General features: G+C 72.1%; 19 protein-coding genes. 13 read left to right on the forward strand and 6 right to left on the reverse strand.

The genetic code is table 11. The features are described 5' to 3' along the window. Positions 1-248: 248 nt before the first annotated feature. The 4 genes from recQ to AB1K56_RS16580 form a co-directional block, all read right to left on the reverse strand. On the reverse strand, positions 249-2288 hold the full coding sequence (gene recQ, locus AB1K56_RS16565) for a DNA helicase RecQ (RefSeq protein ID WP_371206554.1): 2040 nt from the start codon (positions 2286-2288) through the stop codon (positions 249-251). 81 nt (positions 2289-2369) lie between these two features. Further along, positions 2370-6374: a type VII secretion protein EccCa gene (gene eccCa / locus AB1K56_RS16570; protein ID WP_371206555.1), complete on the reverse strand. Its 4005-nt coding sequence runs from the start codon at positions 6372-6374 to the stop codon at positions 2370-2372. Beyond that, positions 6371-7396, reverse strand: coding sequence for an FHA domain-containing protein (locus AB1K56_RS16575; RefSeq protein ID WP_371206556.1), 1026 nt, complete (start codon positions 7394-7396; stop codon positions 6371-6373). Before AB1K56_RS16575 ends, eccCa begins: the two co-directional genes overlap by 4 nt. Next, positions 7393-8757, reverse strand: a complete 1365-nt coding sequence (locus tag AB1K56_RS16580; RefSeq protein WP_371206557.1) for a hypothetical protein — start codon at positions 8755-8757, stop codon at positions 7393-7395. Before AB1K56_RS16580 ends, AB1K56_RS16575 begins: the two co-directional genes overlap by 4 nt. 293 nt (positions 8758-9050) lie before the next feature. Here AB1K56_RS16580 and AB1K56_RS16585 point away from each other — a divergent pair, with 293 nt between their 5' ends. From AB1K56_RS16585 to AB1K56_RS16640, 12 genes are all read left to right on the forward strand, one after another. Then, positions 9051-9362, forward strand: a complete 312-nt coding sequence (locus AB1K56_RS16585; protein WP_055831852.1) for a WXG100 family type VII secretion target — start codon at positions 9051-9053, stop codon at positions 9360-9362. A gap of 28 nt (positions 9363-9390) precedes the next feature. Further along, positions 9391-9678, forward strand: coding sequence for a WXG100 family type VII secretion target (locus AB1K56_RS16590; protein WP_371206558.1), 288 nt, complete (start codon positions 9391-9393; stop codon positions 9676-9678). Positions 9679-9873: 195 nt separating this feature from the next. Beyond that, a complete protein-coding gene (locus AB1K56_RS16595; protein ID WP_371206559.1) occupies positions 9874-11175 on the forward strand; it encodes a S8 family serine peptidase in 1302 nt (433 codons plus the stop codon). 71 nt (positions 11176-11246) lie between these two features. Next, complete coding sequence (locus AB1K56_RS16600; RefSeq protein ID WP_371206560.1) at positions 11247-12533, forward strand: S8 family serine peptidase; 1287 nt, start codon at positions 11247-11249, stop codon at positions 12531-12533. A gap of 193 nt (positions 12534-12726) precedes the next feature. Further along, the gene (locus tag AB1K56_RS16605; RefSeq protein ID WP_371206561.1) at positions 12727-13134 is read left to right on the forward strand and encodes a hypothetical protein; all 408 of its coding nucleotides are present in this window, start codon (positions 12727-12729) and stop codon (positions 13132-13134) included. After that, a complete protein-coding gene (locus AB1K56_RS16610) occupies positions 13131-14456 on the forward strand; it encodes a S8 family serine peptidase (RefSeq protein WP_371206562.1) in 1326 nt (441 codons plus the stop codon). Before AB1K56_RS16605 ends, AB1K56_RS16610 begins: the two co-directional genes overlap by 4 nt. Then, a complete protein-coding gene (locus tag AB1K56_RS16615; protein ID WP_371206563.1) occupies positions 14453-15931 on the forward strand; it encodes a hypothetical protein in 1479 nt (492 codons plus the stop codon). Before AB1K56_RS16610 ends, AB1K56_RS16615 begins: the two co-directional genes overlap by 4 nt. Positions 15932-15985: 54 nt before the next feature. Continuing rightward, a complete protein-coding gene (locus tag AB1K56_RS16620; protein ID WP_371206564.1) occupies positions 15986-16303 on the forward strand; it encodes a WXG100 family type VII secretion target in 318 nt (105 codons plus the stop codon). Next, positions 16303-16596, forward strand: a complete 294-nt coding sequence (locus AB1K56_RS16625; RefSeq protein ID WP_371206565.1) for a WXG100 family type VII secretion target — start codon at positions 16303-16305, stop codon at positions 16594-16596. The genes AB1K56_RS16620 and AB1K56_RS16625 overlap by 1 nt, the downstream gene beginning before the upstream one ends. 68 nt (positions 16597-16664) lie before the next feature. Continuing rightward, complete coding sequence (gene eccD / locus AB1K56_RS16630) at positions 16665-17999, forward strand: type VII secretion integral membrane protein EccD (RefSeq protein WP_371206566.1); 1335 nt, start codon at positions 16665-16667, stop codon at positions 17997-17999. A gap of 4 nt (positions 18000-18003) precedes the next feature. Continuing rightward, positions 18004-19332 carry a type VII secretion protein EccB gene (eccB, locus tag AB1K56_RS16635; RefSeq protein ID WP_136586096.1) on the forward strand — a complete coding sequence of 443 codons (1329 nt, stop codon included), beginning with the start codon at positions 18004-18006 and terminating at the stop codon, positions 19330-19332. Next, a complete protein-coding gene (locus AB1K56_RS16640) occupies positions 19329-20660 on the forward strand; it encodes a S8 family serine peptidase (RefSeq protein ID WP_371206567.1) in 1332 nt (443 codons plus the stop codon). Before eccB ends, AB1K56_RS16640 begins: the two co-directional genes overlap by 4 nt. A gap of 53 nt (positions 20661-20713) precedes the next feature. On the opposite strand, the gene AB1K56_RS16645 is transcribed toward AB1K56_RS16640, so the two are convergent. Together AB1K56_RS16645 and AB1K56_RS16650 are read right to left on the reverse strand one after the other, a co-directional pair. After that, a complete protein-coding gene (locus AB1K56_RS16645; protein WP_371206568.1) occupies positions 20714-21949 on the reverse strand; it encodes an FHA domain-containing protein in 1236 nt (411 codons plus the stop codon). Between the two features lie 123 nt (positions 21950-22072). Next, positions 22073-22264: a hypothetical protein gene (locus AB1K56_RS16650; protein WP_371206569.1), complete on the reverse strand. Its 192-nt coding sequence runs from the start codon at positions 22262-22264 to the stop codon at positions 22073-22075. A 25-nt stretch (positions 22265-22289) separates the two neighbouring features. Here AB1K56_RS16650 and AB1K56_RS16655 point away from each other — a divergent pair, with 25 nt between their 5' ends. Next, the gene (locus AB1K56_RS16655; RefSeq protein WP_371206570.1) at positions 22290-22805 is read left to right on the forward strand and encodes a CGNR zinc finger domain-containing protein; all 516 of its coding nucleotides are present in this window, start codon (positions 22290-22292) and stop codon (positions 22803-22805) included. Positions 22806-22879 lie beyond the last annotated feature (74 nt).

Here is a 22879-nt window from a genome sequence, read left to right on the forward strand (position 1 = left end):
CGGGCGCGGCGGCGGGCGGGGCGGGGCGGGCGCGGCGCGCGGCGCGCGGCGCGCGGCGAGACTGCACTCCGCTGACAACTCGGCGGCGCTCTGCAACCGAGATGTCAGCAGCATGCAGTCTCGGCGCCTCCACGGCCGGCATCCGGCGCCCCCGACACCCGGGCATCCCCCGACACCCGGGCATCCCCCGGCACCCGGGCGCACCCCGGCACCCGCACGCGCACCCGCCCCGCGAAACGAGACCCGCGTCAGTTCGCCGCGACCACCGTCAGGATGCCGTCACCGTAGGCCTCGCGCTTCTTGGCGCCGATGCCGGTGATGCCGTCGAGGTCGCCGATCGCCGTGGGACGCGCGGCCGCGATCGCGCGCAGCGTGGCGTCGCCGAACACGATGTAGGCCGGGACGCCCTGCTCCCGCGCCTTCTCGGCGCGCCACGCGCGCAGCGCCTCGAAGAGATCGCGGTCGTCGGGGGCGACGTCGTCGGCACTCGACTTGCGCTGGCGACTCCCCCCTCCCCCGCCGCCCGTGCGGCCGAGGGCGTCGCGACGCAGCGGGACGGGGGTCTCGCCGCGCAGCACCCCGGCCGAGGCCTCGCTCAGCGCGAGGGTGCCGTAGTCGCCCTGGGCCACGATGATGCCGCGCGCGAGCAGCTGCCGGATGACGCTGCGCCAATCCTGGTCGGACAGGTCGGCGCCCAATCCGTAGGTGCTCAGGCGGTCGTGGCCCTGTTGCGCGATGCGCTCGGTCTTGGCCCCGCGCAGGATGTCGATGAGGTGCCCCGCACCGAAGGCCTGTCCGCGCTCGCGCTGCAGGCGCACGATCGTCGACAACAGCTTCTGGGCGGCGACGAGTCCGTCCCACGTGTCGGGCGGGGTGAGGCACGTGTCGCAGTTGCCGCAGGGCTCGGAGCGCTGCCCGAAGTAGTCGAGCAGGTTCTGCCGGCGGCATCCGACCGTCTCGCACAGGGCGAGCATCGCGTCGAGGTGCTGGCCGAGGCGCATCTTGTAAGAACGATCGCCCGGGGATTGGTCGATCATGCGGCGCTGCTGCACGACGTCGCCCAGGCCGTAGGCCATCCACACCACGGACGGGTCGCCGTCGCGGCCGGCGCGACCGGTCTCTTGGTAGTACCCCTCGACGGACTTCGGCAGATCGATGTGGGCGACGAAGCGCACGTCGGGTTTGTCGATGCCCATGCCGAAGGCGATGGTCGCGACCATCACCACCCCGTCGTCGCGGAGGAAGCGCGACTGGTGCGCCGCGCGGACCGAGGCGTCGAGACCCGCGTGGTACGGCAGAGCGTCGAGGCCCTGAGACGCCAGGTAGGCGGCGGTCTGCTCGACGGTCTTTCGGCTGAGGGCGTAGACGATGCCGGCCGAGCCCTCGGGCTGCGAGCGGATGAACTGCACGAGCTGGCGACGCGGGTCGACCTTGGCGTCGATGCGGTACTGGATGTTGGGCCGATCGAAGCTGGCGACGAAGCCGCGGGCGTCGCGCAGGCGCAGGCGCTCGACGATCTCGCGCGCGGTCTCGGGAGTGGCCGTGGCCGTGAGCGCCATGCGCGGAACCCCGGGGAATCGATCGGCGAGGTCGCCGAGCGCGAGGTAGTCGGGGCGGAAGTCGTGGCCCCACTGCGACACGCAGTGCGCCTCGTCGATCGCGATGACGCTCAGGCGGCCGCGCGAGAGCAGCCCGAGGGTCTGTGCGCCGTTCAACCGCTCGGGCGCGACGTACAACAGGTCGAGCTCGCCCGCGAGGTACGCCTGCTCGACGGCCTGGCGCTCGGCGGGCGCCTGCGTCGAGTTCAGGTAGCCGGCGCGTACGCCGTTGGCGATGAGCGCCTCGACCTGATCGTGCATGAGCGCGATGAGGGGGCTGACGACGAGCCCCGTACCGGGTCGGACGAGAGCGGGCACCTGGTAGGTGACGCTCTTGCCGCCGCCGGTGGGCATGAGCACGACGGCGTCGCCGCCGTCGACGACGTGCTGGACGATGTCGGCCTGGTCGCCGCGGAACGCGTCGTAGCCGTAGACCTCGTGCAGCACCGCGCGCGGGTCGTGTCCGGTGAAGTCGCGGACGGCGGGCAGTTCACGCGCCGTCCCCGTGGCGGCGGCCGCGCGGGCGAAAGCCGATGCGGGGTCGACCGGGGGCGGCGGCGCGTCGACGTCGTCGGGCGGCGCGAACTGGTCGGGGTCCCACTGCGCGTCGGCGTACGGGTCGTCGGGGACGTCGTACGACTCGGGCGGAGCGTCGGCGTACGACTCGGGAGCGGCGCCGGGATATGTCACTCCCCCACGGTAACCCGGGCCGCCGACATCGACACCGCCCCGCCCTCCGATGGGGACGACGGGGCGGCTGGGGAGGAGGGGTCAGTGCGTGGGCGGGGAGAAGGCGAGCTGGGATGCCACGAGCCCGTGCCCCCTGCTGATGATCTGCGCGCGACCGGGAGCGGCCCGCTCCGGCTTGACGCGACCGATGAGCGCCCCCTCTTCGGGGTTGCCGCCGAGCAGGATGCCGGTGACACCGAGGTCGGTGAAGCGCTGGATGATCGGGTCGTAGGCCGCGCGGCTCGCGCCGCCCGATCGACGGGTGAGCACCACGTGCAGGCCGAGGTCGCCGGCCTGTGCCAGCAGCGGCTGGAGCACGGCCAGGGGGTTGCCTTGGCTCGTGGCGACGAGGTCGTAGTCGTCGACGAGGATGAACCCCTCGGCGCCCTTCCACCAGCTGCGCTCGCGCAGTTGCGTCGGCGTGACGTCGGGCCCCGGGATGCGCGTCGAGAAGTACTGCGCCAGATCGTTCATGCCGCCGGTCGCGAGGTCGTGCGAGGTGAGGTACGCACCGAGGTAGTCGTCGGGGATCTCGCCGAGGAGCGCACGGCGGTAGTCGACGACGAAGATCTTCGCCTCGGCGGGCGTGTAGAGCCGCTGGATCTCCTTCGCCACCGCGCGCAGGAACGACGACTTGCCCATGCCGGAGTCGCCGTACACGAACAGGTGCGGCTCGACGCGGGGGTCGACGCCGAAGGGCGACAGCTGGGCTTCCTCGATCCCGAGCAGCAGGCGACCGTCGCCGGGCTCGGTGAGCGCGCGCACCTCGTCGAGCGTGATGTTCTCCGGCAGCAGCCGCAGCTTCGGTCCGGGCTCGCCGTGCCACGCCGCGGCGACGCGGCCGATCATGTCGGCGACGCCGTCGGCGATCGTCGCGGGGTCGTCGGAGCCGTCGACGCGGGGCACGGCCGTGAGCATCTGCAGCTTCGACGCGCTGAGGCCGCGACCGGGCTGGCCGACCGGCACGTTCGCCGCCTGCTTGCGGTCGACGTCGGAGTCGGTCGGGTCGCCCAGGCGCAGTTCGAGGCGCGTCTGGATCAGATCCTTCAGGTTCGCGCGGATCTCGAGCCAGCGGTTCGCGGTGACGACGACGTGCACGCCGAAGCTGAGGCCGCGGGCGGCGATGGTCTGCACCCGCGCCTCGAGCGGCTCGAACTCCGAGCGGAGGGTCGACCAGCCGTCGATGACGAGGAAGACGTCGCCGAAGCCGTCGTCGAGGCGCCCCTCGCGTCGCCGCGAACGGTAGGTCTCGATCGAGTCGACCGCGTTGCGGCGGAAGTACTGCTCGCGCGCATCGAGGACGGCCTCGACCTCGGCCACGGCCCGGCGCACCGCCTCGGGCTCCGTGCGCGTGGCGACGCCCGACACGTGGGGGTGCTGCTGCATCGCGGTGAAACCGCCCCCGCCGAAGTCGAGCACGAAGAACTGGAACTCCCGCGGCGTCCCGGTCAGCGCGAGGGCCGAGACGAGCGTGCGCGCGAGCGTCGACTTGCCGCTCAGGGGCGAGCCGACGATCGCCACGTGACCCGCGGCGCCGCCGAGCGACACGGTGAAATGGTCGCGGCGCTGCTCGAGCGGGATGTCGACGAGCCCGATCGGCACGGTCAGCGCGCCGGCGCTGCGCCAACGGTGCGACACGAGCCCGAGCTCGGGGTCTTCGGCCAGGTCGGGCATGAGGGCGTCCAGCGGAGACGGCTCCGCGAGCGGGGGCAGCCACACCTGGTGCGCCTCGGGCCCGCGGTCCTTCATGCGATCGACCGCGATCTGGAACGTCGAGCGTTTCTCGGCCGTGGGGGCCGCGATCGCCGCGGGCGCGGCATCCGCCTGCTCCGCAGACCCGTCGTCGTCGGGCTGGGCCAGGGCCGTGAACACCTCGACGCGGGCGGGGCCGCCCGAAACCGACTCGGCTCCGGCGGCGTCGACACCCGCCGTTCCGCGCGGGCGCCCCGAGACGTAGGCCGCGCGGAACTGCACGAGGTTCTCGGTGTCGCTCTTGAGGAAGCCGACGCCGGGCTCCTGCGGGAGCGTGTACGCGTCGGGGGTGCCGATGATGGTGCGCGACTCGGATGCCGAGAACGTGCGCAGACCGATCCGGTACGACAGGTAGGTGTCGAGGCCGCGCAGCTTGCCCTCTTCGAGGCGCTGGGATGCCAGCAGCAGGTGCACGTGCAGCGAACGACCGACGCGGCCGATATTGAGGAAGCTGTCGACGAACTCGGGCTTGGCCGTCAGCAGCTCCGAGAACTCGTCGACGACGATGAGCAGAGCCGGCAGCGGGGCCAGGTCGGTGCGTCCCCCGCGACGCGCGGCCTCGTACTCGCCGACGTTGGCGAAGTTGCCGGCGGCGCGCAGCAGCTCCTGGCGGCGCACGACCTCGCCCTGCAGGGCGTCCTGGAAGCGGTCGACGAGCGCGAGTTCGCTGCCGAGATTGGTGATGACCGCCGACACGTGCGGCATCTCGGCCATTCCCGCGAAGGTCGCGCCGCCCTTGAAGTCGACGAGCACGAAGTTGAGCTGCTCGGGCGAGTGGGTCATGGCCAGCGCCAGCACGAGGGTGCGCAGCACCTCGGACTTGCCCGAACCGGTGGCACCGACCATCACGCCGTGCGGGCCCATGCCCTGCGAGGCCGATTCCTTGAGATCGAGCACGAGCGGGGCGCCCGAGGGCTCCTGCCCGATCGGCACGCGCAGGCGGTCGCGCTCGAGGCGCGGCGTCCAGGCCTGATCGAAGTCGACGGAGCGCACGTCGGGCAGGCCGAGGAGCTCGGTCAGCTCCGCCTGACCCTGCGTCGTGGGGGCGTCGACGACCACCATGGGGGCGGGGCGAAGCGGCATGAGGCGGCGCGCGGTCGCCTCCGCTTCGGCGATGGACATGGCATCCGGGACGAAGGACTGCGCGCGACCGGCGCCGTCGATGAACTCCGCCAGCGCGGCGACCGGGGCGGCCTCGCCGCGGCGCGGACGGACGACGGTCGGCGTCTCGGCCAGGGCGACACGGGCGACCGTCGGGTCGTCGAGCTCGTCCCAGCGCGTGGGGAGGTCGATGACGGTGACGCCCTGCGCGCCCTCGAGTCCCGTGAGCGGAGCGTTCGACGACGACTCGACGCCGTCGACCACCAGCACGACGTGCGGGGTGATCCCGCCTCCCGGGGTGAAGCGGGTGCGGGAGGCGAGCTGCGCGGGCAGCATGTCGGTCAGTTCGTCGGGGGATGCCGCGATCATGCGCGCGGGTCCGAGACGGTCCTGCACGCGCGACGACATCGCGTGCGGAAGCCACTTCACCCAGTCCCACGCACCGATCTGCGCGGGCCCGGCGAGGACGGCGATGATCACGTCTTCGGGGTCGTGCAGCGTCGCCGCCGAGGCCACGAGCGAACGGGCGAGGCTGCGGACGGCCTCTTCGTCGGGGCCGACGAGTTCGATGCGCGCGTATTCGCCGAGGGGGAAGCCCAGCGGAAGGTCGCGCTGGATCTCGTGCGTGAGCATGAAGCGGTGCGCCGCGGAGGCGGCCACCGGGTCGAGTTGCGCCAGGGGCGGCAGCTCGGGGGCCTCGAGCGTCAGGCTCAGCGGCTGATCGGCCACGCCGATCCGGGCCAGCAGGAACGTCTCGTCGCCGGGCTGACGCTCCCACACGCGCGAGCGCTCCTCGGCGATGAACGGCAGGGCCGAGGGGGCGGGCATGATCCACCCGCCGTGACGGCGCTGCTTGCGAGCGGCCACGCGCACGGTCTCGCGCAGCTCCGACAGGTAGGCGAGGTACTCGCGCCGGTTGCCGAGCACCTCGGCGTTGCGCTGCGCGCGCTGGCGCCACCCGTTCACGGCCACGAAGCCCAGCGACGACAGCAGGAACATGCCGCCGATCAGGAAGCCGGTCGGCCCGCTGTTCGAGATGGTCACCATCACGATGGCGCCGACGCTGCCGAGCATCGGCAGGAGGGAGGTCAGGATGCCGCTGCCGCCCTCGTTCGGGACCAGCTCGGGCGGCGGCTGCAGCACGACCCGCCCGTTGGGCAGGGACGGCGGGGCGATACGCGGGCCCGTGCTCACACCGGACCTCCGATCAGTCGGCTCAGGGTGAACACGCGCTCGCTCAGACGCACTCGCGTGCCGTCTTCGAGCAGGGTGCGCGCACCGGGCTGCAGGGGGTGGACGGCTCCGTCGTCGTCGATGAGCTCCGAGCCGTTCGTGGAACCGGCGTCGATCACCCACGCGGTCTCGCCGTCGTGCTCGAGGCGCAGATGCGTCTTCGAGATGAGCCGGTCGGGGTCGTCGACGGCGATCAGCACGTCGCCGGGCTCGCTCGCGACCGGCGCACGCCCGAAGTTCACCGCGGCGGGCAGGTCGATCTGCGCGCGTTGCCCGGTGTCGAAGACCACGAGCAGCTGCGCGCGGCCCACCGCTCGGGTCACCACGGCGTCATCCGACGATCCGGTCGAGGAGGCGACGACGGGCGCGACGCGCTCGCCGGCGGCGGCAGGCGCCTCGACCGCGGCCGGCGCCTCGACGGCGAGGAGCGGGGTGTCCCACGCGGGTGCGGTCGGCAGCGCGGCGGCGGCCGCCGACACCTGGAGGGGCTCGCGGCCGGCGGAGGTGCGCGTGTGGACCGTGGGTTCGGCGAGCGCGGGGGCGCCGTCGGCATCCTGATCCTGTCGACCCCGGGGGGCGACGATCAGAACGGTGCCGGCCGCGCGGTCGGCCCAGGAGCGCCGCAGGCCCGAGCGGTCGAAGGCGGCCGAGGCGACGACGACCCAGGCTCCGGCGACGAGGACGAGCCCACCGAGCAGCACGAGCGACCCGCGCACGAACGCCCTTCCCGCGCCGGGGACGAGGGGAGCCTCGGCGCGCGCGGTGCGCAGGCCGAACAACAGCGCGCCCGGACCGAAGCCGAGACGCGCCTGGAGGATCCACAGGCCCAGCAGCGCCTCGGCGGCGACCGCGGCCCCCAGGACGGGCGATCCGAGGAGGGATGCCGCGCCGGCGACGATGACCACGAGGGCGGCGTCGACGCTGAAGGCGCCGATGCGCACCCCCACCGTCGCGGGCGCGCCGAACGGCGGCGAGGGCGTCATGCCGCCATCATCGCACGCGCGACCTCGATCGCTCCGGCGGCCAGCAGGCCGGCCGGGAGCGACAGGGCCGTCGCGAGCGCCTCGAACACGTCGCCCGTGCGCGACCATCCCAGCGACCTCAGGCCGCGACCCACCGGGACCACGAGGAGGGCGGCGGCCACGGCCGCGATCAGGATGACCCCGGCGACGACGACGAGCATGTCGGACGCGATCGTGGGCACGAGCGCCGTCAGGACGGCGGCGACGACGACCGCGGCGCCGACACGGGCCACCCACCGCAGGAACGGCACCGTGCTCTTGCGCGAACCCAGCAGCAGCGCGAGCACCACCGTGACGGCGAGGCCGATGCGTCCACCGAGGACGACGGGGTCGGAGACCGCGAACGTCGGCAGGGCGGCGAACGCACTGCTTGCTCCGGCGGCGACGAGGAGCACGACCCCGACCGTCAGTCGCGCGGTCGAGCGTTCGACGAGGGCGTCGGCGTCGTCGGCCTCGATCGTGCGTACCTCGTCGGGCAGGCTCTGCCGCACGGTCCATCGGGTGCTCTGGAAGCGTCCGTAGTCGATGAAGGTGCCGGGCTCGACGTCGACGAGGCTCGCCTGCAGGATGCGCTGCGCGACGGGCACGAGCCCGAGGGTCACGGCGGCGGGGGCGGAGGGGTCGAGGTGCAGCAGGAGCGCGAGCGCCCACACGGCCGCGAGCACGGCGGAGATGATCGTCGCGGTGCGGCTCTGCGCGCGGAGGGTCTGAGTGGCCCCCATCACTCCGGCGACACCGGTGACGACGGACGCCGCGAGAAGACCCGTGAACACCGCAACCTGCACGGACGACGCGGGCAGATCGGGCACGATCGCCACTCCCCCGCCGAACGCGAGGGCGGCGACGGCCACGACGGGGGCGAGAGTCGCCGTGCGCGCCCGCGCGCGCAGCGAGAACACCGCGACGGCGGCGAGAGCCGCGAGAAGGGCGAGCGCGGCGACGGGGGTGCGCACGTCGACGGGAAGGGCGTCGGTATCGATCAGGCGGAGGAAGGCCAGGATGCCGCCCGCCGCGGCCATCACCATCCATACGGCCGTCGCCCGCGCGGCAACGGGAGCGCGGGGGGAGCGTCGATCGATCGCGTCGACCGTGGCGGCCGGATCGACGAGCACCAGCACGACCCCGTCTTCGAGCGAGGTCATCGCCGTGGAGCCGTCGATCTCCCGACCCGACAGCCCGACCACGCGCACGTCGCTCCGCGTCGGGGCGCCGGCGGCGCGCAGCACGTCGGAGACCCGGGCGCGCAACGGCACCACCAGGTCGATCCTCGACGCACCGTCGATGAGAGCGACGCGTCGCCCCTGCACCACTTCCGCGCTCAACGGTCCCCCTCGTTCCCGCGCCACCGACCCGAGGGTCGGCTCAACCGCACCAGCGTATCCGCCCCCGTGACGGCGCCGGCTTCTTTCCCCTCACCATCGGGATTAAAGATGAGAGTTTTGTCATCTTTGAAAAAGCGCAAGAGGGTTGTCGCCTCGTCGAGCATTACGTATGTTCGAAGGCCGGTGGGGGGCTCCGGTCACTCCATCGATCCCGCGCGCGGGGCCGAATCCCGTGCGTGCAGACATGATCCGCAACGCCCGGGCGCGCCCCGGAGGAACATCGAGGAGACAACGTGGCAGATCTCATCGCAGCCCAGGAGGGTGCGCTTCGTCGCGGGGCCGAGGCGGTCAACACCGCGAAGTCGGGCATCGACGAGCAGGTGCGCAAGGTCCGCACCGAACTCGACCAGGTGGCCGGCTTCTGGACCGGCGCAGCGGCCGGCTCCTACACCCAGCTCATGCAGCGGTGGAACGAAGAGACCACCAAGCTCAACAACGTGCTCGTCACGCTCGAAGACGCCCTGCGCGGCACCGAGCGCGACCAGGCGGCCTCGGAAGAGTCGCACCAGCAGACCATCGGCAACCTGGGCTCGCTGCTCGGCTGACCCGCTCGACACGAAAGAAGGAACTCTCATGCAGTCCATGTCCGTTCGTCCCGAGCAGGTCATCGCCCTCTCCGGTCAGATCCGAAACGGTGCCTCCGGCATCCGCACCCGTCTCGACGAGCTCGAGTCGCAGGTCAACGCCCTGCGCGCCTCCTGGGACGGTGAGGCGCAGACCGCCTACGACCAGGCGCAGGCGCAGTGGACCCAGTCCATCACCCGCCTGAACGAGCTGCTCCAGCAGATCGCCGGCAAGACCGAGGAGATCGCCCAGGGCTACACCTCGACCGACAAGTCGGCCGCGGGCCGCTTCGCCTGACCCACTCCGGACCGGCGGTCGCTGCGGCGGCCGCCGGTTCTCTGGGCTTACGCGCTTCATGAACGCGGGCCCGTCCCCCGTCGCACCCCGATCACAGAGAAACGAGTGATCCTGCATGGCCGATCTCTGGCCCGCTCGAACGTCGCCCGCTGGCGACGCTGTCGGCCGTGCGCGTGTCCTCGGTGGAGCGCCGCAATGACCCGACGACTTCGCCGGGCCCTGGGCGCGTCGGGCGTGGCGATGATGGTCGGCGTCCTCGCGGTGGCAGGTGTCGTTCCGTCCGCGCACGCAGCGGCCGGGGACGACTACGACTGGTGGTACGACACGTATCAGGTGCAGGCCGCGCACGACGCCGGCATCACCGGAGCGGGAGTCAAGGTCGCCGTCATCGACGGTCAGATCGACCCCGACCTTCCGATCTTCGAGGGCCGCAACCTGACCGTCAGCGACACTCAGATCTGCAAGTCCCGCACCGAACCGGTGACCGACGCGGCGACCGACCCCTCGATTCACGGCACCACGATGGCCGCCATCCTCATCGGCAACGGCACGGGCGCGAGTGGCATCCGCGGGATCGCCCCCGATGCCGACGTGACCTTCTACGGCTACGGCACCCTCGACACCACGCAAGAGGAGTACTGCCGCCCGAACACGGACGACGACGTCACGATGTTCGGCTACGCGGTGAAGAAGGCGGTGGACGAGGGCGCGAAGATCATCACGACATCGATCTCGATGACCGCGTACGGCAACGACGGGCCAGCCGTCGCCTACGCCCTGGCACGGGGCGCCACCATCGTGGTGGCCACGCCGAACCCGGGATCGCCGGTCGGTATTGAAAGCGACCTGGCGACCCTGAACGGCGTCGTCTCGGCGACGGCCGTCGATCGGCAGGGCACCCTGCAGCTCGACGACGACGGACAACCCTTCGTGGTCCCCCACACCGACATCGTCGCCGCCGGTGTGAACCTGCCGACGGTCGGGACCCGCGGCGACTGGAATTCGTCGGGCACCACGGCGGGGTCGTCGTTCTCTGCCCCGGTGGTGGCGGGCATGCTCGCCCTCGCCGCGCAGAAGTATCCCGACGCCACCGGCAATCAGCTCGTCCAATCGATGACCGCGACCGCGAACGGCACGCAGCACGATCCGGTGCGCACCGAGGACGGCTACGGATACGGGGCCGCGTGGCTCCCCAGCCTCCTGAGCGTCGACCCGAGCGGCTACCCCGACGACACGCCCCTCATGGGCAAACCGGCCGCCGCGCCGACGGCGGAGCAGATCGAGGCAGCCAAGACGGGAGGCTTCGTGCCTGTCGTCCGACCCCGCAGCGTGGACCAATACGAAGACGACACCTCGCCGTCACCCGGTTTCGACGTCGCCTCGCTCGTCATCTGGGTCGTCATCGGCATCGGCATCCTGCTCGTGGTGGCCGCCGTCGTGATCGTGCTCATCGTCAAGGCGCAGCGCCGCACGGCCGGAAGGGGGGACACGCCATGACGGACAAGTGGCAGCGTTGCATCCTCACCATCCCGCTTCGCAGCCCGGTCGGTACTGCCCGGGATCGCTCAGTGAGCCGCCTGCGAGATTCGGCACTGCGGTTCCTCGCCGGCGTCATGGTCGCCGGCGCGGCGGTGGCTACGGGCGTTCCGACCGCAGCGCAGGCGGCCGACAGCGAATGGGACTGGTGGCTCGATACGTACGGCGTGCAAGCTGCCCATGACGCGGGCCTGACCGGCGCCGGAGTGAAGATCGCCGTCATCGATGAGTCGATCAATCCGAACCTTCCGGTCTTCCAGGGACGCAGTCTGACGGTCTCGGACAGCGTCATCTGCCCCGACCGCACGCCCGCAGCTACCGATGTCGCAGACGCGGGCGCCATTCACGGATCCACCGTCACGGCCATGATCATCGGCAACGGCGCCGGCGCAGGAGGGCTTCGAGGCATCGCCCCCGAGGCGGATGTCACCTTCTACGGCTACGGCACAGGATCCGACGACTGCCGCCCCGACACCGATCTCGAGATCACCGACTTCGGATACGCCGTGAAGACGGCCGTCGACGATGGGGCCGACATCATCACGACCTCCATCACGATGGGCGCGCGCTCAGCGGACGGCCCGGCCGTCGCCTACGCCCTCTCTCGCGGCGTCGCGATCATCGCCGGCACGCCGAACCCCGACATGCTCGCCGTCTACGACAAGGACCTGGGAGCGATGAACGGCATCGTCGCCGCATCCGCGATCGGACGCGAGGGCGACCTGCAGACCTCTGAGAACGGAGAGGTTCTCGCTCTTGCTCAAACCACCGTCGTCGCGGCGGGGAAGAACCTCCCATCCGTCGGTCGTGCGGACGATTGGGATGCCTCGGCGCCGAGCAGCGGGTCCTCATTCGCGGCGCCCGTCGTCGCCGGCATGCTCGCCCTCGCTGCCCAGAAGACGCCCGCGGCAAGTGGCACTCAACTCGTGCAGGCCCTCGTTCGCACGACGAACGGGCAGGTGCATGACCTCACTCGCTCCGACGACGGCTACGGGTACGGGGCCGCCTGGTTACCGACCCTCCTGAGCGTGGACCCGACGACCTTCCCCGACGAGACGCCACTCGTCGACAAGGCGGCCGGGATTCCGACGCCCGACCAGATCTCCGAGGCCACGACGGCCGGCGGTTACGTTCCCATCGTGAAGGCCGACAGCTTCCAGCAGTACGGGGACGACGACGCACCGTCCGGACCCGACCTCGGCGGTCTCGTCATCTGGCTCGTCGCCGGCGCCGCCGGCATCCTCGTCGTGGCGATCCTGATCGTCGTCGCCATCGTCATCGCCCAGCGCCGGAAGGCCGGGAAGGGAATCACGCCATGACGGGTATGTGGAATCGCCGCCCGCCGAGCCGCGCGATGAGCGAAGCAGCCGTGCGCACCGCATCCGCCTCGCAGATCGGAGTCGCACGCGGCGGACGCCGGCTCGTGGGCTCCGTCGAGAGCCACCCCCTCCTTTCGATTTCGCAGACGCGCGCAGATCGCATCCACCGACCGCAGAGAGACGAGTGAGACCTATGCCCAACGAGATCAGCATCGACCTCGAACTCGCCACGAGCAACTCCAGCTCCATGGTGCAGTCCGGCGACGCACTGCCCTCCGGAAGCACGGTGGCGCTCGTCGACGGGAACGCCACCGAGCCCGCGGCATCCGCATTCACCAACCTCCTCGAAACCAAGGCGGGGATCCTCGGTCAGCGCGTCGATGCCGTGAAGCAGTTCGTCGCGGCCAACGCCGAGGCTCTCGCGCACGCCGTGGCCACCCTGCAGGAACGCGACGAGCTGAGCGCGAGCGATGCTCAGCAGGCGACAGCGTTGATCGACACCGCGGCGGCTCAGCCCGCCGCGGGCACCGGCGCGAGCACGGGGGCGGCAGCCGGCGGTCGCGCCGGCGTGCAGGGCGTTCTGCCCGGGGTGCCCCAGTGAGGTCGCGAGCCGCTCGGGCGATCGGCGCGGCGCTCCTGGCCGTGACCGTGACCCTTGCGCCCCTCCTGGGCGCGGCACCGACAGCGGTCGCAGCAACCGATACCGCCCAGGCGAATCTCGACTACTGGTGGAGCGCGTACGGCATCGACGCCGCACACGATGCCGGTCTCACCGGTAAAGGCGTGAAGGTCGCGATCCTCGAGCAGCAGATCAATCCGGACCTGCCGATCTTCGAGGGCCGGAGCCTCCGGGTCTCCGACAAACCGGTGTGCGCGGAAGACCCTCCCGTTGCGACGACGGACGCGAATCCGTCTTCCCGTCACGGAACGACGATGACTGCCCTCATCATCGGCAACGGAGAGGGCGCCGACGGCATCCGGGGGATCGCTCCCGATGCCGACGTGACGTTCTACGGTTACGGATCCGGAAATTGCACACCCGACATCGAGGAGCAGATCTCACCCTTCGGCTACGGAGTGAAACTCGCTGTCGACGGTGGCGCGAAGATCATCTTCACCAGCATCGGCGGAACAGCTCAAGAGGGCGACGGCCCTGCGATCGCCTACGCAATCGCACGAGGTGCCGTCGTCATCTCCGCCTCCGATAACCCGGACAGCACGAGCGACAGCGTCGGATTCTCCCCGCTGACGGACCAAGGAACGATCAACGGCGTCGTGTCCGCGGCGGCGATCGACCGCAATGCCGACCTGCAGAAGACCGACGCCGGGGATCCTTACGTGATCCCGCAGACGACCGTCGTCGCGGGAGGGGTTCGCTTTCCCAGCGTCGGTCGAGACGGCGACTGGACCACCTCGGGCACGGCGAGCGGGTCGTCATACGCGTCGCCGACCGTCGCGGGGATGTTGACGCTCGCCGCGCAGAAGTTCCCGGATGCCACCGGGAACCAGCTCGTGCAAGCGCTCATCTCGACCACGAACGGCCAGCAGCATGAGCCCGCACGCACCGAAGACGGGTACGGCTACGGCGCAGCATGGCTGCCCACCCTTCTCGTGTCCGATCCGACTGCCCTGCCCGACGAGAACCCGCTCATGGGCGAGAGTGCCGGCAAGACGACCGGGTACCCGACGAGCGAGCAGATCGAGGCGGCGAAGGCGGGGGGCTTCGTGGTCGCCGTCGAGTCGCCGCGTCCGCGCAGCTTCAACGAAGACGGTGACGCGTCCGCCGCGGGTTCGGACATGTCGGCTGTCATCGGATGGGTCGTCGGCGGGGTCGCCGTGCTCCTCGTCATCGCCGTCATCGTCACGCTTGTCATCGTCATCACCATCCGGCGCCGCAAGGCGGGAGAGGGAACGCACTCATGACCGGTCAATGGGAACAGCGACTCCAGAACTTCGCCGAGGGCGGGGTGCCGTGGGACGTTCCGACGCGCACCGAACTGTCGAGTGGCCTCTCGGTCCTCAAAGATGTCCTCAGCCGTGTGGCGAGCGACCCGGGCGTCGCCGGGGAAGCAGGAGACGCAGCGACCAAGTCATTCAGCGAAGCGGCGCGACAGATCGCCAACCAGATCGATTGGATCAACGGGCACCTCGACTCGCGTCTGAACGAAGCGAACGACGTCCGGTCGCGCGCGCGGGACTCGCTCGGCTCGCTGCCCGCGGGCCAGATGACGGGCGGCCAGGAGGCGCTCGTGCGCGGAGCGGCCATAGGAGCGACCCTCATGCTCGGGCCGGTCTCGTTCCTCGCCGGCGAGGGTGCGACCCAGGCGGTCAACACCTACCTGGCCGGGCAGCGAGAGGAAGCCGCGCGGCAGGCGATGGAGCGTCACTCCGATGAGATGGACGCTGTCCAGGTAGGGAATCCGCCCCCGTTCACCGCCGCCGGGGACGAAGGACGCAGTTCCGAAGATGAGACCGGTGGCTCCTCCTTCGACAGCGGCTCCGGCGGGCGCTCGGGCGCCCGGAGCTTCGAGCGATACCCGGACTGGAACATGCCCGCAGGTGGCGGCGGCGGCAGCAGCATCGGCGACGGCGGTACTGGCAACGGCACCGGTGAGCCTCCGACGGGCACCGGACCCGGCGACTACGGCCCGTTCCCGACCCCGACGCCGATCAAGGGCATGCCGGCCCCGATCGACCTCGGCAGCGTGGCGCACGACCCGACGGCCGACGGTCCGGTGACCGGAAGCCCGACACTTCCCGGTGGAGTACCCGCGATGCCCGGCGGAGGTCTCGTCGGCGGCACCCCCGGTGGACCCGGTGCGGGTATCGGTTCCGGGCTCGGTGCAGGCCTCGTCGCCGGCGGCGGCGGCGCCCTCGCGCTCGGCCGCCTCGGCGGCTCGGGAGCCGGCGCCGGCGGATCCTTGTTCAGCGGCGGCTCGGCCGGTGCCGGTGGTGCCGCCAAGGCCGGTGGAAGCGCCGGCTCCGGAGGGCTCCTCGGCAAGCCCGCCGGAGGGTCCGGCCTCGGCGCCCGTGGCGTCGGTGGTCTCGCGGCCGGAGGCGGCACCGCACCCGGTTCGAGCGCCGCGCGCGGCGCGGGCATGCGCGGAACCAGCGGCCTCGGCGGGGCGGGCGGCGCCGGAGGCACCGGCGCGAGCGGCGGATCCGTCGGAGGCGGGACCCGCGGAACCGCCGGCAGCGGCGGAGCAGCCGCAGCCGGCGGGCGCGGCGCCCCCGGAGGCACTCGCGGCGTCGGAGGTATGGGCGGCCCCGGTTCCCGATCCGAGCGCAAGAGGGACGGGGCGCGCGGCCTCGGCGGCCCCATCGCTCCTCGCCTGGAGGACGACGACGAGATCGCTCCGCGGTCCGAGAACGCCCAAGCCGGCGGTCGCGACGAGTGAACGTCGCAGACGCACTTTCCTTCCTGATCGACTCCACGGAAGAGGAGAACCATGATGTCTGACCGCATCTCCGCCGGAGAAGGCGCCCTGATCCGGGGCGCCGAAGCGGTGTCGGGCGCGCACGCCGACGTCAACGACAGCGTGCGGCGGGTACTCGCCGAGCTCGACGAGCTGGCCGGCACCTGGGTCGGCGCCGCCGCCTCCTCGTACTCCGCGCTCGTGAACGAGTGGACGGCGAGCGCCGATCGGTTGAACAGCACGCTCGTCACCCTGAGCGCCGCGTTGCGCGCGACCGCTCGCGATCAAGAGGCGGTCGAAGAGCAGCACCGCACCACCATCCACGGACTCGGCTCGATGCTGGGAGGCGAATGATGAGCGACCTGCGCGTCACCCCGGAAGCACTGCACTCAGCGGCGGGGCGCCTGCGTGCCGAATCCGCGCGCATCGACGCGACTCTGGGCGGCCTCGACGCCGAGGTCACGCGTCTGCGCGGGCAATGGGAGGGCACCGCACAGGTCGCCTACAACAACGCCCAGCAGCAGTGGAGCGCGACCCTCGAGCAGATGCGCGACGTGCTCCAGCGCATCGCCAACGCGACCGACTCGATCGCCGATGACTACGTCAGCGCCGACCGTGCTTCAGCGGCGCGGTTCGACGGGGCATAACTCACCGCGGCGATAGGATTTCGAGGTCTGACCGCAGGGGGCTTCGGTCCGGAAAGAGGGGGCCGCGGATGGCTGACGTCATGAACGCGACACGAGCGCTGCTGCGACTCTCGGTGCAGAGCGAAGGGCGGCGGCTCGACATCGCCATCCCCGCCCAGGTGCCCGTCATCGAGTTCCTGCCCGGGTTCGCCCGGTCGCTCGGCGTACTCGATGCCTCGATGACCTCCGCGGGGTACGCCCTGCAGCGCGCCGACGGATCCACCGTCGATCCCTCTCTCGGCGCCTCGGCCCAGGGCATCGTCGACGGCGAGGTGCTCACCCTGGTGCGCGGAGGTCTCGTGGCCCAGCCGCGCGTGTACGACGACATCGTCGAGGCGGTCATCGACGCCACCGCGCAGCAGAACCGCCCGTGGACCACGCGCGACAACGCCCGCACCGCACTGGCGGTGAGCCTGGCCCTCCTCGGCGTCTGCGCGGTCCTGCTGCTCGCGGCGGGACGCGCTCTGCCGTTCGGCGCACTCGTGGCCGGCGGCGGCGCGGTCGTGCTGCTCGTCGTCTCGGCCGTGGTCGCCCGGCTCGGTCAGCGCGAGGCGGGCCAGGGGCTGGGTATGGCGGCATCCGTCTTCGCCGCCGTCGCGGGGTTCCTCGCGATCCCCGCCTCGTTCGATCTGTGGGGCTGGCCGCTGGCGGCCGCCGGAGGCGGGGCGTTCGTGGTCGCCGGCGTCGCGCTGGCGCTCACGCGAGACCGCGCCGAACTGCAGCTCACCCCGCTCGTCGCCGGGGGCGCGCTCGGCGTCACCGGCACCCTCGCCGCCTTCTTCCCGCCCGCGACGGTGTGGACGCTCATGATCGGCGTGATCGCGACGCTCGCGGGAGCCCTGCCGTGGCTCGCGATGAGCACGACCCGTCTGCGCGTGGTCTCGCCGCAGAACGATGTCGAGATCTTCGCCGATCCGCAACCGATCGACGCCGACGACATCGCCGCCCGCGTCGAGCAGGGCAAGCGCATCCTCATCGCCCTGCGCCTCGCCCTCGCGGCGGCGATCCTCGTCGCCACCCCGCTCGTCGCGGCGCAGAACGCCACGGGTGCGCTCGTGTGCGCCCTCGCCTTCGCCGGCATGATGTTCCCCTCGCGGCAGACGTACGCGCGCTCGGGCGTGCTGACGGTCATGGCCACCGGCATCCTGGGTCTCGTCGTCGCGGGCGTCGTGGCCTCCCTCGCGCAGCCGGGGCTGCGGGTCGGTATCCTCGTCGTGCTGCTCATCGCGACCGTCAGCGTCGTGACCATCACCCTGCTTGCGCCGAAGACGCGGCTGCGCCTCATCCGCGTCGCCGACACCGCCGAGCTGCTCGTGCTCGCCGCGCTGCTGCCGCTCGCGGTGATCTCGTCCGGGCTGGCCTGACGCGATGGCCACCAAGGGCGATCTGATCGAGGCGCAGAACTTCTCGCGCCGCCGCCTGCTCACCGCCTTCGTCAGCGGGGCCCCCGGCGGGAAAGAGCTGCAGCCGACCGCCCCCCTGCGCGCCGTGATCGCCGCCATCGCGCTCACGGTCATCGTGGTGCTCGTGGGCGTCTTCTACGGCCTCATCCGTCCCGGACTGCCCACCGGGTGGGAGAACGGAAAGCTCGTCCTCGTCTCCGACACCGGCGCCCGTTTCGTGACCGTCGACGGCACCCTGCACCCCGTCATCAACACCGCGAGCGCGCGTCTGCTGCTCCCGGCGAACGAGTACGGCGTGATCTCGACCGACCAGGCCACCCTCGCGGGCACCCCGGTCGGCGACACCCTCGGCATCACCGGCGCCCCCGACGAGCTCCCGCCCGTCTCGGGCCTGATCAACACGGGATGGAGTGCGTGCGTGTCCGACGACGCGTCGCTCGACGTGCGCATCTCGACGGCGACCGGTCCCACCCCGGCGCCGGATCGGGCCGTGGTCGTCTCGGTCGACGGCATCCTGCACGTGATCCAGGGCCAGCGGAGCTTCGCCGTCTCGAGCGAGGACCCCGACGCCGTGCTGCGCGCCGCGGGGATTTCGGCGCTCGACCCCGTCACCGTTCCGGCCGCGTGGCTCGACCTCTTCACCGCCGGCACGGCGTTGACGCCGATCACGCTGAAGAACTACGGCGAGAGCGTCTCGGGAACGTCGCTGCGCGTGGGGCAGGTCGTGCGTCAGGCGGGTGCGCCCGACGACGAGCGCTTCCTCGTGCAGACCGGCGGGGTGCTCGAGACGCTGTCTCCGCTCGCGTGGCAGCTGTACCAGCTCGGCAGCGGCAGCGCCCTCAAAGGCGAGGTCACCGAGGTGACCGGAAGCGAGATCCGCGGCCTGGCGACGGCCTCGAAGGGCATCGGCGACCAGTGGCCGTCGACGGGATTCGAGACGATTCCGACGGGGCAGCGCCCGTGCGCGGTGCTCGAGGGCGCCGAAGGACAGGCGGTCACCACGCTGGCCACCCAGCCGACCTCGACGACCGTCTCTCCGGGCGTTCGCGTCGACCCCAGCCACGGTGCGCTGGTGCGCGCTGGCGGGCGCGGCGACCAGAACACGAGCGTGCTCACGCTGGTGGATGCCACGGGCACGGCCTACCCGCTCCCCAGCGCCGACGACGAGACGATCGCCCGCCTCGGGTACACCTCCGACGACATCGGCTCCATCGCCGACGGCTGGACGGCCCTGCTGGCCACCGGCCCCTCGCTCAGCGAGAGCGCGGCGCAGCGCACGCCGGAGGCGAAGTGAACCACCGCGGCGTCGCGAGACGTCTCGGAGCGCTCGCGATCGCGGTCGGCCTCGTGAGCGCGGGCGTCCCGGCGGCCGCGCAGGCCGCTCCGCTCCCGGGGTTCCCCGTTCTCTCGGCCACCGAAGACGGTTGCCTCGCCTCGACGCGGGTCTCCGACACTCCGCCCGCCCTGGGCGAACTGCAGAGCGCGGCCGCGTGGGAGATCACGAAGGGCGCCGGGGTGGTGGTGGCCGTGGTCGACTCCGGCGTGGCTCCGAACCCGCACCTCGACGCCTCCGTGCTCCCCGGGATCAACCTCGTGCCCGACGGCACGGACTCGACCGCGCGCACCGACGTCTACGGGCACGGCACGGTGATCGCCGGTCAGATCGCGGCGCAGATCATCCCGAAGTCGGGGGTGCAGGGTCTGGCCCCGGATGCCAAGATCCTCCCCATCCGCGTCTTCGCGGGCACCTCGGAGCAGCTGAAGGACGCAGGCTTCGGTCCGAACACCGAGCGCATGGCGAACGGCATCCGGATCGCCGCGGACCTCGGGGCGCAGATCATCAACGTCTCGATGAGCACCTCGGCCGAGGACGGGGGCCTCGCCTCCGCCGTCGCCTACGCGCGCGAGAAGGGCAGCCTGGTCGTGGCGAGCGCGGGCAACCGCGACTCCGAGGCGGCCGTCGAGGAGGACGACAAGGACGGCGTGCGCTACCCGGCCGGCTTCCGCGGCGCCATCGGCGTCGCCGCCACGAACCCGTCGGGAACCGTCACCAGCGCGAGCATCCGCGGGTCGCACGTGAAGCTGTCGGCCCCCGGCCAGGCGATCGCGTCGTCGTGGCCGCAGGGCGGGGATTGCGTGGTGTCCAGCGACAAGCCGGCGACCAGCTACGCCGCCGCGTACGTCTCGGCAGCCGCCGCCCTCGTGGCCGCGGCTCACCCCGACGAGACGCCCGACCAGTGGGCGTACCGCCTCGAGGCGACGGCCGTGCGGGCCCAGCCCGACGCGCGGTCGAACACCTCGGGATGGGGCGTGGTGCAGCCCTACGACGCCATCGTGCTCGTGCCGGGCTCCGGTCTGCGCGGCCCCTCGAACCCGTTCCCCGGAGCATCCACCTCGCCGCAGCCGTCGACGACGCCGACCCCCGTCAGTGTCGCGGTGGGCCCGGGTCCGGATGCCGGGGCGATCACCCTCGCGACGGGTATCGGCGCGGGGGCCCTGGTGCTTCTCGGCGCGATCGGAGCCATGGCGGTCTACGTCAGCCGACGCCGTGACGACGCGGTACCGCGCCGACCGGCGCCCACCGGGCGCGGACTCTATGGCGACGACACGGCCACGGACTGACGACCCGCTTCAACCCGGACCCGCACGGCTCTTCGGGGAGCCGCCGCGTGCGCTCAGCTGACCGCCGGACGCAGCTCGAGACTCGCGTCACCGAGGCGGAACCGGCTCGGCACCGACGCGGTGCCGCCGCCGGGCAGACGTTCCAGACGGCCGTCGTCGTGGACGAGCGTCACGCCGTTCGTCGAGTTCAGATCGGTGAGGGTCCAGCCCGTCACGGTCCAGTCGAGGCGCGCGTGCTCCTTCGACATCGTGCGGGTCTCGTCGACGACCGCGACATACTGGGTCATGTCGTCGGCGTTCGAGGGCTTGCGGCCCAGCACGACCGTCCGGCTCGTGAGGGACACCATCTTGCCGTCGGGGAGCCCGAGGGTCCAGTCCCCGCGGCGCCGGGAGCGTGGGCGTGCGGTCTGCGTCGACTCGTCGAGGGGGTCGGCGACGTCGGTGCGTCCGGCGGGTCGCTCGGCCGTCGCGTCCGTCGTCTCCGACACGCGAGCGTCGACGCCTTCCGCGGCGTCGAGGGCGACCGGCGCGACGGACGCCTCCGCCCGCGAGGCCGGGATCCCGGCATCCGGAGCCGGCGCGACGGACGCCTCCGCCCGCGAGGCCGGGATCCCGGCATCCGGAGCCGGCGCGACGGACGCCTCCGCCCGCGAGGCGGAGACCACGGCATCCGGCGCCGGAGAGGACGCGTCCGGGTCGTCGCCCGCCCCGATCTCGCGGGGTCCCGGCAGGACGGGAGGCCTGAACGGCTCCACCGACGTCGCCACGGCACGTCGCCCTCCGGCCGCGGCGGCGACGGGAGCCGCCGGATCCGCGGTGGCCGGGGCGGTCGGAACCCCCGGGACGGCGGCGATCGGACCGTCGACCTCTCCGGCCTCGGCGGGGGCCGACTCGACGCCGACGATCTCCCGCGGGGTCGGGGATGCGGCCTCCGCCGCCTCAGGGGCTCGAGCCAGGACCATCGCCCACGCGGGCGGAAGCAGCACCGCGAGCGTCGTCGTGCCGGCTCCGCGACCGGAGCCCTCACCGAGCCGGTGCGCCGCCCTCGCCTTCAGCACGAGCCCGTAGACGTTCACGAACGGCACCACGAGCAGCACCGCGCGCACCGGGTCGATGCGGCCGAGACGGAACACCTCCGCCTCGTTCACGAGCGGCACCCACGCGCGCCACGGTTCGCCGCCGTGCGCGGCGAGCACGCGCGACAGTCCGATCGCGTACCAGACGTGCAGCACGAGGGCGATCACCAGCACCGCTCCCGCGGTCGCGGCGATCAGGCTCAGAGCATCCATGCGTCCTCCGTCGACGGTCTGCATCGACGCTACCGCGCCGGGCGTCGCCCGTGGGTGGCCGGTCCTCCCGGGGGTCGCCGAACGGCAGCCGAGGCCGCCCCCTCCCCTCCGGCCTCCGCCGCGTCATCCGATCGCGCGCGACATCGCGACCGGGACCACCACGAGCGGGTGCTCCCGATCCACGCGCCGGGCGGAGCAGCCGGCGCAGCGCACGTAGCGCACGCGTCCCTCGCTCGTGCCGTGCACCGACTCGGTGAGCCAGGCGTGTTCGTGGACGGATGCCGCGGCGGCGGGTCGCGTGCGGGAGGCGGTCATGATCCCAGCGTGTTGTAATGCCTTTATGCATCTCAACCCTTACGGGGAGTACGCCGTGCTCCTGGCCGCCTCGCTCGCCAACGACTGGCCGGCCGACCGCGCCGGCATCGAGGAGCGCACGATCGAGCGAGGGATGACGATGCGCTTCCCGGTGGCATCCGACGATCACGCACAGACGCGCGCGGTGATCGACGAGTGGCTGCGCGTCGTCGACGAACCCGATCCAGCCGCGCGAGCCGAGCTGCTGAACACGCAGATGGCCGCTGTCACCGCCTACCCCCGTCTCACCGACCACGACGGCGAGGGGTGGCACCTCCACTACCGCGACAGCGACGAAGCGCTGCCGCGCGTCCTCGCGGCCGTCATCTCGGTCGGCACCTCGCTGCACCTCGTCACGCGCGGGATGAACCGCCTCGGTCGCTGCGCCTCCGAGCCGTGCGACCGCGTCGTCGTCGACATCACCCGCAACGGGCGCCAGCGCTACTGCTCGGTGCGCTGCGCCAACCGCGCGGCCGTCCGGCGGCACCGCGCGCGGGCGTGAACGGACGCCGTCGGGGCGCCCCTGCGCGCCGTGTCCAGGGATGGCGGAACACCGCGGCGCCGACGTACGTTGCT

This window comes from Microbacterium sp. BWR-S6Y (genome assembly GCF_041379845.1).
Classification (GTDB): Bacteria; Actinomycetota; Actinomycetes; order Actinomycetales; family Microbacteriaceae; genus Microbacterium; species Microbacterium hydrothermale.

What these genes read in the sequence shown, in the direction of transcription:
- eccD (WP_371206566.1), top strand. Translation starts at nt 16,665, where the DNA reads ATGGCTGACGTCATGAACGCGACACGAGCGCTGCTGCGACTCTCGGTG.
- AB1K56_RS16645 (WP_371206568.1), bottom strand. Translation starts at nt 21,949, where the DNA reads ATGGATGCTCTGAGCCTGATCGCCGCGACCGCGGGAGCGGTGCTGGTG.
- AB1K56_RS16620 (WP_371206564.1), top strand. Translation starts at nt 15,986, where the DNA reads ATGTCTGACCGCATCTCCGCCGGAGAAGGCGCCCTGATCCGGGGCGCC.
- AB1K56_RS16595 (WP_371206559.1), top strand. Translation starts at nt 9,874, where the DNA reads ATGACCCGACGACTTCGCCGGGCCCTGGGCGCGTCGGGCGTGGCGATG.
- AB1K56_RS16655 (WP_371206570.1), top strand. Translation starts at nt 22,290, where the DNA reads ATGCATCTCAACCCTTACGGGGAGTACGCCGTGCTCCTGGCCGCCTCG.
- eccB (WP_136586096.1), top strand. Translation starts at nt 18,004, where the DNA reads ATGGCCACCAAGGGCGATCTGATCGAGGCGCAGAACTTCTCGCGCCGC.
- AB1K56_RS16590 (WP_371206558.1), top strand. Translation starts at nt 9,391, where the DNA reads ATGCAGTCCATGTCCGTTCGTCCCGAGCAGGTCATCGCCCTCTCCGGT.
- AB1K56_RS16650 (WP_371206569.1), bottom strand. Translation starts at nt 22,264, where the DNA reads ATGACCGCCTCCCGCACGCGACCCGCCGCCGCGGCATCCGTCCACGAA.
- AB1K56_RS16605 (WP_371206561.1), top strand. Translation starts at nt 12,727, where the DNA reads ATGCCCAACGAGATCAGCATCGACCTCGAACTCGCCACGAGCAACTCC.
- AB1K56_RS16575 (WP_371206556.1), bottom strand. Translation starts at nt 7,396, where the DNA reads ATGACGCCCTCGCCGCCGTTCGGCGCGCCCGCGACGGTGGGGGTGCGC.
- AB1K56_RS16615 (WP_371206563.1), top strand. Translation starts at nt 14,453, where the DNA reads ATGACCGGTCAATGGGAACAGCGACTCCAGAACTTCGCCGAGGGCGGG.
- AB1K56_RS16625 (WP_371206565.1), top strand. Translation starts at nt 16,303, where the DNA reads ATGAGCGACCTGCGCGTCACCCCGGAAGCACTGCACTCAGCGGCGGGG.